Origin of the sequence: Actinomadura sp. 7K534 (assembly GCF_004348575.1) — a bacterium.
In the GTDB taxonomy this organism is placed as follows: domain Bacteria; phylum Actinomycetota; class Actinomycetes; order Streptosporangiales; family Streptosporangiaceae; genus Spirillospora; species Spirillospora livida.
Window position 1 is genome coordinate 1 of sequence record NZ_SMKB01000047.1, and the last position, 14,487, is coordinate 14,487.

12 protein-coding genes are annotated in these 14,487 nt (G+C 72.4%); 4 read left to right on the plus strand and 8 right to left on the minus strand.

Annotated features, from left to right (window positions below):
- The first annotated feature begins 130 nt into the window (after positions 1 to 130).
- From E1266_RS12495 to E1266_RS12505, 3 genes are read left to right on the plus strand one after another with little or no spacing between them, the layout of a single operon-like run.
- Positions 131 to 586, plus strand: a complete 456-nt coding sequence (locus tag E1266_RS12495; RefSeq protein WP_132046507.1) for a hypothetical protein — start codon at positions 131 to 133, stop codon at positions 584 to 586.
- Positions 583 to 1,029, plus strand: a complete 447-nt coding sequence (locus E1266_RS12500; protein ID WP_132046508.1) for a hypothetical protein — start codon at positions 583 to 585, stop codon at positions 1,027 to 1,029. Before E1266_RS12495 ends, E1266_RS12500 begins: the two co-directional genes overlap by 4 nt.
- 16 nt (positions 1,030 to 1,045) lie before the next feature.
- Positions 1,046 to 1,897: a hypothetical protein gene (locus E1266_RS12505; protein ID WP_132046509.1), complete on the plus strand. Its 852-nt coding sequence runs from the start codon at positions 1,046 to 1,048 to the stop codon at positions 1,895 to 1,897.
- 67 nt (positions 1,898 to 1,964) lie between these two features.
- On the opposite strand, the gene mycP is transcribed toward E1266_RS12505, so the two are convergent.
- The 7 genes from mycP to eccD form a co-directional block, all read right to left on the minus strand.
- On the minus strand, positions 1,965 to 3,308 hold the full coding sequence (mycP, locus tag E1266_RS12510) for a type VII secretion-associated serine protease mycosin (protein ID WP_132046510.1): 1,344 nt from the start codon (positions 3,306 to 3,308) through the stop codon (positions 1,965 to 1,967).
- Between the two features lie 90 nt (positions 3,309 to 3,398).
- Positions 3,399 to 4,562 (minus strand): hypothetical protein, encoded by a 1,164-nt coding sequence (locus E1266_RS37925; protein ID WP_165966055.1) that lies wholly within the window; start codon positions 4,560 to 4,562, stop codon positions 3,399 to 3,401.
- Positions 4,563 to 4,586: 24 nt separating this feature from the next.
- A complete protein-coding gene (locus E1266_RS12520; RefSeq protein WP_132046511.1) occupies positions 4,587 to 5,192 on the minus strand; it encodes a hypothetical protein in 606 nt (201 codons plus the stop codon).
- Between the two features lie 99 nt (positions 5,193 to 5,291).
- The gene (locus E1266_RS12525; protein ID WP_132046512.1) at positions 5,292 to 5,588 is read right to left on the minus strand and encodes a WXG100 family type VII secretion target; all 297 of its coding nucleotides are present in this window, start codon (positions 5,586 to 5,588) and stop codon (positions 5,292 to 5,294) included.
- Positions 5,589 to 5,629: 41 nt separating this feature from the next.
- Positions 5,630 to 6,046: a WXG100 family type VII secretion target gene (locus E1266_RS12530; RefSeq protein ID WP_347876716.1), complete on the minus strand. Its 417-nt coding sequence runs from the start codon at positions 6,044 to 6,046 to the stop codon at positions 5,630 to 5,632.
- 85 nt (positions 6,047 to 6,131) lie between these two features.
- The gene (gene eccB / locus E1266_RS12535; RefSeq protein WP_132046514.1) at positions 6,132 to 7,583 is read right to left on the minus strand and encodes a type VII secretion protein EccB; all 1,452 of its coding nucleotides are present in this window, start codon (positions 7,581 to 7,583) and stop codon (positions 6,132 to 6,134) included.
- Between the two features lie 6 nt (positions 7,584 to 7,589).
- Positions 7,590 to 8,990 (minus strand): type VII secretion integral membrane protein EccD, encoded by a 1,401-nt coding sequence (gene eccD / locus E1266_RS12540; protein ID WP_132046515.1) that lies wholly within the window; start codon positions 8,988 to 8,990, stop codon positions 7,590 to 7,592.
- A gap of 172 nt (positions 8,991 to 9,162) precedes the next feature.
- Between eccD and eccCa the strand changes: the two genes are divergently transcribed.
- Positions 9,163 to 13,140 carry a type VII secretion protein EccCa gene (gene eccCa / locus E1266_RS12545; RefSeq protein WP_132046516.1) on the plus strand — a complete coding sequence of 1,326 codons (3,978 nt, stop codon included), beginning with the start codon at positions 9,163 to 9,165 and terminating at the stop codon, positions 13,138 to 13,140.
- A gap of 59 nt (positions 13,141 to 13,199) precedes the next feature.
- On the opposite strand, the gene E1266_RS37930 is transcribed toward eccCa, so the two are convergent.
- Positions 13,200 to 14,471 carry a S8 family serine peptidase gene (locus E1266_RS37930; protein ID WP_165966057.1) on the minus strand — a complete coding sequence of 424 codons (1,272 nt, stop codon included), beginning with the start codon at positions 14,469 to 14,471 and terminating at the stop codon, positions 13,200 to 13,202.
- Positions 14,472 to 14,487 lie beyond the last annotated feature (16 nt).

Consider the following 14,487-nt stretch of genomic DNA (forward strand, 5'->3'; position numbering starts at 1 on the left):
GCCCCCGCCCGACACCGGGACGGGGTTCTACCTCGTCGACCCGATCGCCGACCTCGTCGCGTCCGGCCACCTCGTGGAGATCACCGGTGACCGGGGCGGACACTAGACTCGCGGAACAGGAGGGACAGCCATGACCGACGCGCCAGGCCGCGGGCCGACGCCCTACGACCCGCAGCGCTACGACGAGCTCACCAAGGGAGTCGCGACGCTGCTGGCCCAGGCGGCACCGGCCGGCTGGAAGCGCATCGACATGAAGGCCCTCATGACCGTCGGCGTCTCCGACGTCGCGCTCACGGTCGTCCTGCGGGACGGCACGTCACCGCAGATGGAGCTGCCACGCGACGTCATCGGCATGCTCGGTGAGCTGCGGTCGATGATGTACCGGCCAGGTGAGGGCACCTGGCTGAGCATGCGCCTGATGATGGACCCGCCCGGCACGTACTACACCAGCTTCAACAACGACTACGACCCGCTGTGGGAGCCGGAGCTCACGGCCGGCGAATGGTCCGCGGACCTGGCCGCGTTCCCGCGCGACGACGAGCACGTCCCCGGCTGGCTGCGCGACAGGCTGCAGGAGGCACGGTGAGCGAGCAGCTGAACCCCGCCGACCAGAACCGGCTCCTTGAGGAGATGACGCTGGTACTGGTCCACTCCCTCCCGGCCGCGTGGCAGGAGTGCGTGGTGGTCCACCGGTCGGTCGGCTCCCACGGCGAGACCCTCGGGCAGGTCCGCAAGGTCTCCGGGCCGGGCCTCCCCAGCCTGTGGACGCCCCCGCCCGCCCTCGGCGAGCTCTTCGCCCGGCTCCGTTCCGGGATGTACGCCGACGGGCTCGGCACCTGGTTCTCCGCCAAGTTCCGGTTGACGTACCCCTTCTCCTACCAGGTCGAGTACGACCGGGAGAACGAGCCCAAGTGGGCGTCCCCGCCGCCACCGGACGCCTACGCCGAAGAACTCCGGCTCCACCCCCGTGGAGCGGAGAACGTCCCGGACTGGCTGCGGGAGAAGCAGCAGCCGTCCGGCGGCCAGTAGGCGGCGGGGCCGTACGGTGCCGGAGTCACGCCCGGAGTTCGAACCTCCGGACCAGCAGCTCGACGGGTCGCAGCGGCCCACCGGGGACCCGCCCGCCGACCCGCCGGAACCCGCCGCCGTGCCGTTCGCACAGGCCGGACCGGCCGCGGAGCCCCGGTGGCGGCGGACGGCGCGGAGGCCGTGGCCGCTGGCCGCCGGCGCCCTCGCGGTGGTCGCCCTGTCCGGGGCCGTCTGGGCCTCGACCGGCGACGGCGGTGAGTCCGGGTCGGCGACGTTCACCTCGACACCGGAGCCGTGCACCCTCGTCCCGTGGACGGCGCTGGAGCAGCACGTGCCCAACTCCTCCCCTCCCGTTCCCAGCGAGACCGGCCCGTCGGCGACCGAGCGGTACGCGGCGTGCGAGTGGACGGAGCCGCAGCAGGGAACGGCGGGCGCCGAGACGCTGACCTTCCATCGCCTGAACGTCGCGGTGCGGCTCCACCTGGACGGGGTGGAGCAGGCGGAGGCCGAGTACGACGCGGCGTGGAACGGCGCCCGGACACTGGGCGGCACCTCGAAGGCGGCGGGCGGCTCGCTGCACGCCGAGGCCCCCATCGTGATCGAGATGGGCGATGAGGCGTTCGTCGGCTACACGACGCTCAAGGGGTCGCTGGGAGAGGCCGGCACCGTGACGGCGACCGTCCGCCTTCGCAACGCCGTCATCACGGTCCGGTACCGGGGGACGACGTCGCGGCTCGGCAAGGACGGTTCTCCCAAGGCCGGCGCGTCGAAGGCCCTGGACGAGGAGGCCGCGCGGGCGGGCGCCGAAACGATCGCGAAGGGCGTCGTGGACGCGCTCTCGAACTGCGCGGACTGCCTGAGCCGCTAGCCCTGCGCGAGGCCGGAGCGCGAGCCCGCCTCCGCCGGAGTCGGCGGAGGCTCACCGGATCCGGCCGTCAGCGGCCGGGAGGCGGGTTCGGCGGGCCTCCGGACGGCGGACCCGCCGGAGGCGCGGCCGGGGGCTGCGCCTGCGGGCCGGACTGGTACGGCGACTGCTGCGGCCCCGGCGGAGGCCCGAACTGCTGCGGCGCACCGAACTGCTGCGGCGGGGACGACATGGGGCCCGCGGGGCCGGTGGGCGCTCCGGACCCGCCGCGGCGCCGCAGGAGCAGGAACGCGCCGCCGCCCAGGACGAGCAGGAGCACCACGGCACCGCCCACGATCAGCACGGGGAAGCCGCCGGAGTCGTCCTCGCCCGCGGCGGCCGGCTTGGTCGCACCGGCACCGCCCGCGTCGCCGGCGACCTTGTCGAGCCGCGCGTACACCGGGTTGGGCGCGTTCTCCGGGACGTCCTGCTTGAGGGCGCGCGGGATGCTGATGACGCCGTACCCCAGCATGTCGTCCTTGCCCTTGGGGCCGAAGTCCTTCGCGGTGGCGGTGAGGCGCTGCACGATCTTCCGGGCCGACTCGTCCGGGTAGCGGCTGCGCAGCAGCGCGGCGGCGCCGGCGGTCAGCGCGGACGCCTGGCTGGTCCCCTCACCGGCGGAGAAGACGTGGCCGGTCTTGCTGATGAACCCGACGTCCTGGCCCGGCGCGGCCACCGTGACGTAGTCCTGCCGCTGCGTCGACTTCCAGGGCTTCCCGTCGCGGGCGAAGGCCCCGACGGCAAGGACGCCCGGGCACGACGCCGGGTAGGCGGCCTTGTTGTTGAAGTCGCCGGAGTTGCCGGCGCCCGCGACGATCACGACGTCCTTGCCCGCCGCGTACTTGATCGCTTCGAGCAGCTGCGGCGGGCACTGGTTCGGGTAGAGGTTCGCGGACGGGCTGGCCTGGGAGATGTTGATCACCTTGGCGCCGTTGTCGACGGCGAAGCGGACCGCCTTGCTCGTCGTGGGGCCGCTCAGCGAGGGAGCGGCGATCGGCAGGATCTTGGCCTCCGGGGCGATCCCGACGAAACCCGTCCTGGTGCCCTGCGAGGCGATCAGGCTCGCCATGCCGGTGCCGTGGCCGTCGTTGTGGGGGTCGTAGTCCTGGCGGCCGTCGCCGCCCTTGCCCGTCAGGTCACTGCCGGGGAGCACGGCGGGCTTGAGGTCCGGCAGCCGGGCGTTGACCCCGGTGTCGATGACGGCGACCGTCACTCCCTTGCCCTTGGTGACGGGCCAGACCTCCTTCTGGATGCTCCAGGAGTTGAACCACCACTGCTGGGGCGAGGGGGCGGGCGCCGCCTGTGCGGGTACGAGCGGGGCGATGGCCAGCCCGATCGCCATCGTCGACGCCGCCATCCGAATCAGCCACCGCATCTGTCGCACACTCCCTAGTCCCTCGCGCACGTCCGGGCGGCCGGAGACCGGAGCCTCCGACCGCCCGTACGTCTCGCGTCCACCGTGGGTTCAGCCGATCACCGGGGGCGCGGTGTCGTCGTCGCCGCCCCAGACGTCCTCGTCCTCGGACAGCCAGGTCTCGCGCTCGCGCTCCTCGCCGCCCTTGCCGCCCTGACCGGGCGCCATGCCCATCGGCATGCCGCCCATCGGCATGCCGCCGCGCATACCGGCGGCACCCCGTCCGGCCGCGCCGAGGCCGCCGCCGCCCGGACCGACGCCGCCCGCGCCCGAGCCCGCGCCGCCGCCGAACCCGCCCGGGTCGGCGCCGAAGCCGCCGCCGCCACCGGGCATGCCGCCGCCCAGACCACCGCCGCCCAGGCCACCGCCGCCACCGCCGCCGGGGAAGCTCGACAGGTCAGAGCTCGGGGCTCCGCTGAGCGATCCGCCGCCGCCACCGGGGACGCCGCCGCCCGGAAAGCCGCCACCGGGACCGCCGCCACCCGGCAGGTGCGGCCCGCCGGAGCCCGGATCGAACGGGCCGCCGCCGCCCGGGTTCCAGGACCCGGGGCCGCCACCGGCACCCGGGGCGAACGGTGAGGCGCTGTCGGACGTCGGGAAACCGGAACCGGCGCCGCCGAACTTCCCGCCGCCTCCGCCGCCGCCGAACGGCCCGGGGCCGCCCCCCGGACCGGGGCCGCGGTCGTTCGGGTCCTCGCCACCGGCACCGACATCGGACGGGAGGTCCTTCTCGATCTTGAGCGGGTGGCCGTCGAACGCCTCTTTCATCCGGCCGATGAACCGGTTCATCAGCTCGCGGGCACGCTCGTCGTCCCCGTCGGTGCCGACCCAGCCGTCGGTCATCGTCTGGCCCTGGGTCTTGTACCAGTCGAGGATGTCGTGCTTGTACCACGCGTAGAGGGAGGCGTTCCGGTGGCTGTCGTCGGAGAGGGTCCCGGCGGTCGCGTACACCTGACCGAGCTGGTCGAGGGCCTTCTGCGCGGCCTCGCCCTTCCAGTGCTGAACGATCTTCTTGGCGAAGTTGTTCTTCAGCTCGTCGGTCATCTCGGCGAGGGCCTCGGCCGCGTCCTTGTACGCCGTCGAGGCGTCACCGACCTTCTCCGGCTTCAGCTCCTTGAGCTTGTTCTTGACGTCTTCGTGGCTCATGCCGGAGGCGTTGTGACTGCCGAACGCCATCCCGTCCCTGATCGGGTACTGCTCGGTGTTCTTACCCATCGGTCCTCCGTTCCGGGGCGGTGATCAGGTGAGGTCCGGGGTGCCGCTGGGATCGACGCCGCCCACCCGCGACTGCGTGTTGCCGTGGGCGGTGTCGTACTGGTCCGCCGTGGCGTAGAGCCTGCTGATCACGCCCCGGTAGGCGCTCTCGACGGCCCCGATGTACTCCTGGAATCCGGCCTTGCTCGCGTTCACGACCCCGACGAACTCTCCGGAGCCCTGGATGCCGGCGAGGTCGGCCTCCGTGACCGAAGTGGTGGCCACCGCGTCGAGCTTGCGCTTCCAGATGTCCAGCTTGTACTTCATGTCCCTGGCGATCTGCCGCAGTTCGGCCGGGTCCGCCTCGTAGCCGTCCTCGGCCTTCGCGTTCCACTCACCGCGCTCGGGCACCTGGCCGCGCGGAAGCGCGTTGTCCGGGTCGTCCCACTTGCCCGCGTCGGCACCCGCGCTGTACTCGAAGTACAGCTCCCGCTGCCGCGACTCCGTGAGGTTGTCCCACTCCTCACGGGTCATCCCCGTGACGGACTCGTACTCGGGCGTGGGCCCGCTCTCGGTGTACTCGCCCTGGCCCACATACCGCTGGTGCTCGACCCTCGCGAGCTCCTCGTCGGTCAGATGGTAATCGCTCACCGTTCACCCTCCCGGTGAATCACTTCTTCCCCGTCACAACTACGTCGTGCGGCCCTCGGCGGACACGCACGACGCAGCCGGGAGCCGGTGGACCGCGTGTCAGCCCGACCAGATGTTGAGGTTCGCCCGCTCCGCACCGCTGTAGTTGCTGTGGGCGTCGCCGATGGTGACACCGAGCTGGTTGAGGATCTGACCGATGTGGGCCGCGGCGGCGTCCCACTGGCGCTTGGCCTCCCAGTAGGCGGACCGCGCGCTGCCCTCCCACTGGCCGAGGCTGTTCTCGAGGTTCTTCTCAAGGTCGTCGAGTTCGTCGACCAGTGCGCGGTAGGCGAGCGTGAAGTCCGCCTGGGCCTGCTGCATCTGGCCGAAATTCGCTCTGGTGTAGCTGTCGCTCACGATGGGAGTCCTTCGGTCTGAGGAATGCGGGACGGGTCAGCTCAGGTGGAGCCGTTGAGCAGCTGGTTGATCTTGTTGACCGCGTCCTGCTGCTCCTGTTCCGTGGTCTCGTAGGTGATCTTGGTCTGCACCAGCTTCTGGTGCATGCCCTCGAGAGCGGTCCGGACCTTGGTCATCTCCGTCTGGAACTCGTTGAAGACCCGGTCGAACGACACCGCGGCGTTACCGGCCCAACCGGACATCAGCTGGCCCTTGTGCCCGTCGAGCTTCGTTTGCAGGCCCTTGACGATGCCCGCGGAGTCCTCGATCCGCGTCGCGGCCTGCTGCATGGCTGCTCTGTCAACTGCGGACTGGTCACCCACAGCGTCACCTCCGTTGGGGTTCTTGGTCGCGCGCTTCAGGAGACGGGGAGCCCTCCGCCGTACGCCTGCAAGGCCCGGGAGCCCTCCTGACGGCACGAGATTCAGAGATCATAGGTCTTTGTCGCCATTTAAGTCGACGCACTTGATGATCTCCAGGTTCCTGTGATGTACATCACGTTTATTATCCTCGGGCCGTGGCGATCGGCCTGCGCGCGAGTGCCGGGTCGAGCGCCGGCCCCTGCGGGATCAGATGGATGACGCTGGACGGGACGGGCGCGGCCTTCCCGGCGTCGTAGCCGAGTTTCTTCGCCACCTCGGCCGACGGCAGCGCGAACCGGACGCCCTGGTCGTTGACCAGGGACAACGACCCGGAGCCGCCGCCGGCGACGGTACTGGCCTCGCCGCCCGCGGGCACGAGGCTCATCAGCGCCGCCCCGCCGGGCGGCAGCACCATCTGGTCGATCGTGCCGGACGCGCCGGCGGTGCCGGAGCCGAGGGCGCCGGTGGCCGGAGCCGGGAGCGACCCGCCGACGGTGAGCTGCGCCGTCGGCGAACCGACGGGGAACACCGCGCAGAGCGGCGACGCGGTGTCCCAGGCGACGAACTTGGGTAGCGTCGGCGGCAGATCGTTGTCCAGCAGCCGGGTCGCCGACGCCAGCTGCTGCGCCGACGGGACGTCGGTCGGCAGCGGGCCGACCTGCTCGCCCGGGTAGGCGTCGGCCGTCTTGACGTCGCGCAGCAGCAGCTGCGCCTGCGTGTGGTTGATCTGCGAGAGCCCGTCGGCGAGCATCACGTACCAGAGCGCCTGCCCGCCGGCGCCGGTCTCGGCCTTGAAGACCTGACCGACCTTGGCCTGCCCGCCCCGGGGGCCGCGCACCGACTTGCCCCGCTCGGGCACGTTCGGCGAACCGAAGTTCCCCGCGGCGGGCAGCGCGTTCAGCCACGTCGCCGGGACCTCGACGGCGCCCGGCCCGCCGGTCAGCGCCGGCACCTGGTCGGCCGGGACGGTGAGCTGCATGCGGTGGTCCGACCAGACCACCCACGGCGTGCCGCCGCTCTGCACGACGACGGCCTCACCGCCGCCCAGCCGGCGCCCGCCGACCTCCCGTCCCGCGGCGAGCGCGGTGACCTGCCGCTTCAGGCCGGTGGCCCCGGCCGCCTCGCGGGTGCACACCGACCAGGGCCCGCGGATGAGCTGCTTGTCGTCGGGAAGCGAGTCCGGCGCGCCCGGAATGCCGATCATCGCGCCGCGCTCGAACCCGGCCAGCGACTTGCGCGACACGCTGCGCCGCTCGGGCGCGCTGTCGGAGTCGAGGGCGAGCAGCGCCGACGCGTAGTTCGCGACCGGGAACATCTTCCCGGTGCCGGCGTCGTAGATGTACTTGGTGCCGGTCTCCTTCTCGATGATCAGCTTGCCGGGCTTGTCGAGGCCCTTGGCGCCGCCCGGGGACAGCAGGCCCCAGATGCCGAACACCGCGACGATCAGGAGCCCGACCATCACGCCGGCGAACGCGCCCACCGACAGCCGCCGCATCGGCGACTCGGCGACGTCGGGCTCGCCCTGCAGGAGGGCGAGCCCGACCCGTTGCGTCATCAGGCGGTGCGCCTGGTAGAGATCCCGCCTGCTCTGCATCGCGCGTCACCCCGCCAGCCCGCGCACGCGGGAGTAGACGTCGAGCACCGCCAGCGCGAGCGGGATCAGCGAGATCATCACGATCATGTCGAGGATGTCGCCCCACCGGCCCCAGACCGGCGTGGGCCGGTGGCCCGGCAGCCACAGCGTCACCGCGATGACGATGCCGGTGAGCACCAGCAGCGGGACGAGCGCGGCGGCGAGCGCGACCACCTGGCTGCCCTGCACCGCCAGCCCGATCGTCGTCAGCACCAGCCCGAACAGGCCGATCACGAGCATCCACGAGCGCTGCGCGATGCCGCGGAAGATCCGGGCGCGCAGCAGCAGCGACAGCGACATCACCGCGGTCATCGTGGGACCGGCCCACCCGCCGGTGCCGAAGAGGAACAGCATCGCCCCGGCCGCGACGAGCGCGATCGCGGCGATCAGCCCGGTGGAGAACCGGTCCGCGGCGGCGGTCCGGGCGAGCACCTCGCGGCCGTCCACCGTCTCGGTGTCGCGGCGCAGCTCCTCGGCGCTGCTCGGCACCGGGGGCAGGGGCATCCGCGCCAGCTTGAACGACAGCGACGGGACGGCCGCGAAGAACATCATCACGACGACCGCGGAGACGGCGGCGATGCCCGCGGCGGGCAGGTCGTCGAAGAAGAACCCGACGCCGGACCCGATCGTGCCCACCAGCGCGGCGAACGCGATGCCGAGGAAGACCGGGAGCCCCTCCGCGACGGCGAACGCGGCGATGATCGCGGCGAGCGCGGTCACCCCGAAGGCGGCGAGCAGGTGCGGCGCGCCGAGGTCGAGCAGCTCCAGGTCGTCGCGGGCGGGCGCCGCCAGCCCGGCGAGGAACGCGTACGGAAGCGCCGCGTAGCCCAGGATGACGCCCGCACCCGAATCGGCGATCGCCCGCGACAGCACCGTCGCCACGACGAGGACGAGCAGCGCGAGCAGCCCGGCGGCGATGGCCGGCACGAGCCACGGCGGACCGGACAGCGCGATCACGACCGCGCCGACGAACAGCGCGACGCCGCCCGCGCCGAGTCCGAACGAACGCGTCGTGGTGGGCCGCCAGCGATCCCGCCGCTCCCTGATCCCGGACGCGATCACGTCGGCGACGTCGTCGAACGACATCTCCGGAAGCTGCGCCATCCGCGGCCGGAAGTACAGGATCTCCCCGTCGCGCACGCCGAGCGCGCTCATCGTCTGGCCCGCGTCGAACGGCTCGGAGTCCAGGCGCTGCAGGACCCATCCGGAGTGGGCGAGCCCGGCGTCGGCCAGATCCTCTCCCGCGGCGCGCAGGAGGGTGGGCAGCATGTGCGCGAGCGGCACGTCCGCGGGCAGGCTCACATCGATCCGTCGCCTCGGGGCGACTACGGTGACCCTGCACAGCTCGGTTGTGGCGGGCGAATTCACGGGAGCTCCCGTCCTCCAGGTCGAATCGGCGGCGAGTCCGATCAGCGCGCAGCTTAGGATGTGACGCCGGGCTACGTTAAAGCAACCTCAAGCATCGACAAGTATCCCGCGGGCCGGCCGTCCCCCCTGTATTTTTCGGCCGCCCCGGGCGAGCTCCCGGAGGGACGCCGAGGTGAGCACGATCCTCGTCAGGCGCAAGGAGCGCCGCAAACCGCCACCGGCTCCCAAAGGGGAACTCCTGCTGGAGTCCCCGCCGGAGATCCCGGAGACGCAGAGCGGCGGCCTGCAGAACGTGCTCATGTACATGCCCATGGCCGTGATGCCGCTCATGATGGGCCTGATGCTCCTCGGCGGCGGCACCCGGAGCCCGATCATGATGATCGGCAGCGGTGGCATGGCGCTGGCGATGGGCGCCATGATGGTCGGGCAGCTCGGCCGCGGCTCCGGCGAGCGCAAGTTCAAGCTGAACGGGGCCCGCCGGGACTACTTCCGCTACCTCGGCCAGGCGCGCCGCAAGGTGCGCCGCGCGGCCGATCAGCAGCGCGAGTCGCTGGAGTGGAACAGCCCCGCCCCGGACTCGCTGTGGTCGCTGGTGATGAGCGCCCGGATCTGGGAGCGCCGCCCGTCCGACGCCGACTTCGGGAACGTGCGGATCGGCGCCGGGCCGCAGAAGCTCGCCGTGCAGCTGATCCCGCCGGAGACCCGCCCGGTGGAGGACCTGGAGCCGATGACGGCGGGGGCGCTGCGCCGTTTCGTCCGGGCGCACTCGACGGTGCCGAACCTGCCGGTGTCGGTGTCGCTGCCGTCGTTCGCGCGCATCCTGCCGATGGGCGACCTGGACGCGGCTCGCTCGATGGTCCGGTCCATGCTGGCGCAGCTCACCGCGTTCCACTCCCCCGACGACATGCGGGTCAGCGTGTGCGCGTCGCCCGAGGCCATGCCCCACTGGGACTGGGTCAAGTGGCTGCCGCACGCGATGCACCCGACGCTGACCGACGCGGCGGGCCCCGTCCGCCTGATGACCGGCACCCTCTCCGACCTGGAGCGGCTGCTCGGGAACGAGCTGAAGGACCGGGCGCGGTTCACCCCCGGCCTGCAGCAGAGCGACCTGCCGTACCACGTGGTGGTCATGGACGGCGGAGCCGTCACGCCCGACTCGCAGATCGGCTCGGACGGCATCGAGGGCGTGTGCGTCATCGACCTCACCGGCCATGTCGCGCCGACCCCCGACAGCACCATGCTGCGGCTGCGGGTCGCGCCCGGCAAGATGGCGATGCTGCGCCGCGACCGCACCGGCAAGGACGTGCCGAACTCCCTCGGCCGGCCCGACCAGTTCAGCTACGTCCAGGCCGACGGGCTCGCCCGGCAGCTCGCCCCGCTGCGGGCCAGCACCGCCGCGGACCCGGAGATGGACGCCCTGTCGTCCGCCACGACGCTGACGACGCTGCTCGGCGTCCCCGACCCGGCCCGGCTCGATCCCCGGCAGTCGTGGCAGCCGCGGGCGCCGCGGAACCGGCTGCGGGTGCCGGTCGGCCTGGACTCCGAGGGCCGCCCGATCGAGCTCGACATCAAGGAGGCCGCGCAGGGCGGTTACGGCCCGCACGGGCTCTGCATCGGCGCGACCGGCTCCGGTAAGTCGGAGCTCCTGCGGACCCTGGTGCTCGGACTGGCCATGACGCACTCGTCGGAGGTGCTGAACTTCGTCCTCGTCGACTTCAAGGGCGGCGCGACGTTCCTCGGCATGGACGGCCTCCAGCACGTGTCGGCCATCATCACGAACCTGGAGGACGAGCTGCCGCTCGTCGACCGCATGTACGACGCGCTGCACGGCGAGATGGTCCGCCGGCAGGAGTGGCTGCGCGCCGCCGGCAACTACGCCTCGCTGCGCGACTACGAGAAGGCCCGCGAGCAGGGCGCGGCGCTGAAGCCGATGCCGACGCTGTTCGTCGTGCTGGACGAGTTCTCCGAGCTGCTCTCCGCCAAGCCCGACTTCGCCGAGCTGTTCGTGATGATCGGACGGCTCGGCCGCTCGCTCGGCGTCCACCTGCTGCTCGCGTCGCAGCGGCTGGAGGAGGGCAAGCTCCGCGGCCTGGACACGCACCTGTCCTACCGGATCGGCCTCCGGACGTTCTCCTCGGCGGAGTCGCGGGTCGTCCTCGGGGTGCCCGACGCCTACGAACTGCCCCAGGCGCCCGGCAACGGCTACCTGAAGATCGGGACCGAGACGATGACGCGGTTCCGCGCCGCGTACGTCTCCGGCGCGTACAAGCCGGAGGAGGGCGACGCGCAGGAGTCCCGGCAGGGACCGCGGCAGCTCGCGCAGATCGTGCCGTTCACCCCGGCGTACGTCCGGCCGCAGGTCCAGGAGCAGCCGCAGCAGGAGCAGCGGCAGGGCGACCGGGAGGACCAGGGCCCGCAGATCAGCCTGTTCGACCTCGTCGTCCGGCAGCTCGCCGGGCACGGGCCGCCGCCGCACCCGATCTGGCTTCCGCCGCTGTCGGAGCCGACCACCCTCGACCAGGTGCTGCCGCAGCTGCAGCAGACGCCGGAGTACGGCTTCACCACCTCGGGCTGGGACGGCCGGGGCCGGCTGCACGCGTTCGCGGGCATCGTCGACAAGCCGTTCGACCAGCGCCGCGACCCGATGTGGCTGGACCTGTCCGGCGCCGCCGGGCACGTCGGCATCGCCGGCAACCCGCAGGCGGGCAAGTCGACCGTGCTGCGGACGGTCATCACCTCGCTGGCGCTCATGCACACGCCGCAGGAGGTGCAGTTCTACTGCCTGGACTTCGGCGGCGGCGCGCTCGCGCCGCTGGCGGACCTGCCGCACGTCGGCGGTGTCGCCAGCCGGCTGGACCCCGACCGCGTCCGGCGCACGGTCGCCGAGGTGTCCGGCCTGCTGGAGTCGCGGGAGCGCTTCTTCACCGAGCGCGGCATCGACTCGATCGGCACCTACCGGCGGATGCGCGCCGAGGGGCAGATCGCCGGGGACGGCTTCGGCGACGTGTTCCTCGTCGTCGACAACTGGCTGACCGTCCGGCAGGAGTTCGAGGCGATCGAGGGGACGATCACCGACCTGGCCGCGCGCGGCCTCGGCTACGGCATCCACGTCATCGCCGCGACGAACAAGTGGTCGGAGTTCCGGCTGACGATCCGCGACCTGTTCGGGACGCGGCTGGAGCTGAAGCTGGGCGACCCGTACGAGTCGGAGATGGACCGCAAGCTCGCCGCGAACGTCCCCGAGGGGCGTCCGGGCCGCGGGATCACCCGCGAGGGCCTCCACTTCCTCGGCGCGCTGCCGCGGATCGACGGCCGGCCGAGCGCGGACGACCTCGCCGACGGCGTCCGGCACATGGTGGAGACGATCAAGGCCGGCTGGCAGGGGCGGCCGCCCGCGCCGCCCGTCCGGATGCTCCCGGACCTGCTGCCGCACACGCAGCTCCCCGCCGTCACCGAGACCGGCAAGCGCATCCCGATCGGCATCGACGAGGACACCCTGTCGCCCGTCCTGCTGGACTTCGAGAACGACCCGCACTTCGTCGTGCTCGGCGACAACGAGTGCGGCAAGTCCAACCTGCTGCGGCTCATCGTCGAGTCGATCAAGGCCAGGTACACCACCGACGATGCCCGGATCATCATGCTCGACTACCGCCGGGCCCTGCTCGACTCGGCGGAGAGCGACCACGTGATCGGGTTCGCCGCGTCGTCGACGGCCGCGAACGGGCTGATGAAGGACGTCCACGGCGCCCTGGTGAACCGGCTCCCGCCGTCGGACCTGACCCCCGACCAGCTGCGCAACCGGTCGTGGTGGAGCGGGTCGGAGCTGTTCCTGGTCGTGGACGACTACGACCTGGTCGCGACGCCGTCCGGCAACCCGCTCGCGCAGCTCGCCGAGCTGCTGCCGCAGGCCCGCGACATCGGCATGCACCTGATCATCTCGCGCACGATGGGCGGGGCGGGACGCGCCATGTTCGACCCGATCCTGCAGCGGCTGAAGGACATGGCCAGCCCGGCGCTGATCATGTCGGGCAACAAGGACGAGGGCAACCTGTTCGACGTCCGGCCGAGCCCGCTGCCGCCCGGCCGCGGCACCCAGGCCGACCGCCGCGCCGGCAAGCGCCTCATCCAGACCGCCTTCTACGAGCAGTGAGCCGGGCGGCGGAGCGCCCGCGCGGGCGCTCCGCCTCCCGGCCCGTCAGTCCCGGCCCGTCAGTCCCGGTCCTCGGCGGGGACGGTCGCGCGTCCCGGCCGCCAGCCGCGGCTGCGGCCGAGGGGGATGACGGCGCCGCCGAACGCGACGAGGACGGCGGCCCCGAGGGCGCCGCCCGCGATGGCGAGACCCATGCCGCGGGTGCGGTGGTCGACGGGCTCCGGCTTCGCGATGGGGACGGCCCCGCCCATCGGCCGGGTGCCGGCCGCGCCGGGCTTGGCGGCCGGATCTACCAGCGCGGACACCGCCTGCAGCGGGCTGATCATGCCGTGCCCGCTGCCCTGCCCGTTACCGCCCTCGGCGGTGATCAGGATCCGGTCGATGACCTGCTGGTAGGTCAGCTCGGGATGCCGGGCGCGGACCAGCGCGGCCACCCCGGACGCGTAGGGGGCGCCGAAGCTCGTGCCCTGCAGGCCGCCCACGTACCCGTCGCCGAGGGTCGAGATGACGTTCTGCCCGGGAGCCGACACGTCGACCCGGGTCTTGAGGTTGGAGAAGTTCGCGATGGTCCCGGCCTCGTCCACCGCGGCGACGGACAGCACGCCCTTGTAGCTCGCCGGGTAGGACGCGCTCTCCTTGCCGCGCTGGTCCTGGGCGACGTTGCCGGCCGACGCGACGATCAGGGCGTCCTTCCGCTGCGCCTTCCGGACCGCGAGGCGGAGCGCCGGTGTGTCCGGGGCGTCCGCCGACACGTTGATCACCTTGGCGCCCTGGTCGGCGGCCCAGGCGATGGCCTTGGGCAGCATCGTGTTGTCGTTCGTGCTCTGCCCGCTGGACCACTTGGCGTTCAACAGCCTGACCTGCGGTGCGACCCCTACGAACGGAATGTCCTCGGCGCGCATGTCGCTCGCCGCGATGATCCCGGCGACCTGCGTGCCGTGCCCGATGCAGTCGTCGGCCGTGGTCTTCGTCGCGTCGAAGCTCGCCGCGACCTTGTTCCGGAGCTGCGGGTGGCCGGTGTCGATGCCGCTGTCGACGACCGCCACGGTCACGCCCTTGCCCCGGGTGATCGGCCACGCCTGCTCGAAGTCCAGCCGCCGCTGCGCCCACGGCTCCACGGTGATGGCCGACGCGGGCTGCCCGGCCGGTTTGTTGCACTCCGGCTTGGGCGGTGGCGGCGGTGTCCGCCGTTCCGGCTTCTTGCTGGGGGTCGGCGCCGCCAGCGGGCGGTCCGCCGGGGCCACCGGGGCGGCCGCCGCCGCCGGAGCGAACACCAGAACGGACGTCAGGGCCAGGCCGCCGGTCCCCGCTGCGAGTCGCCCTCCGCGCATGCCTCGTCTCTCCTGC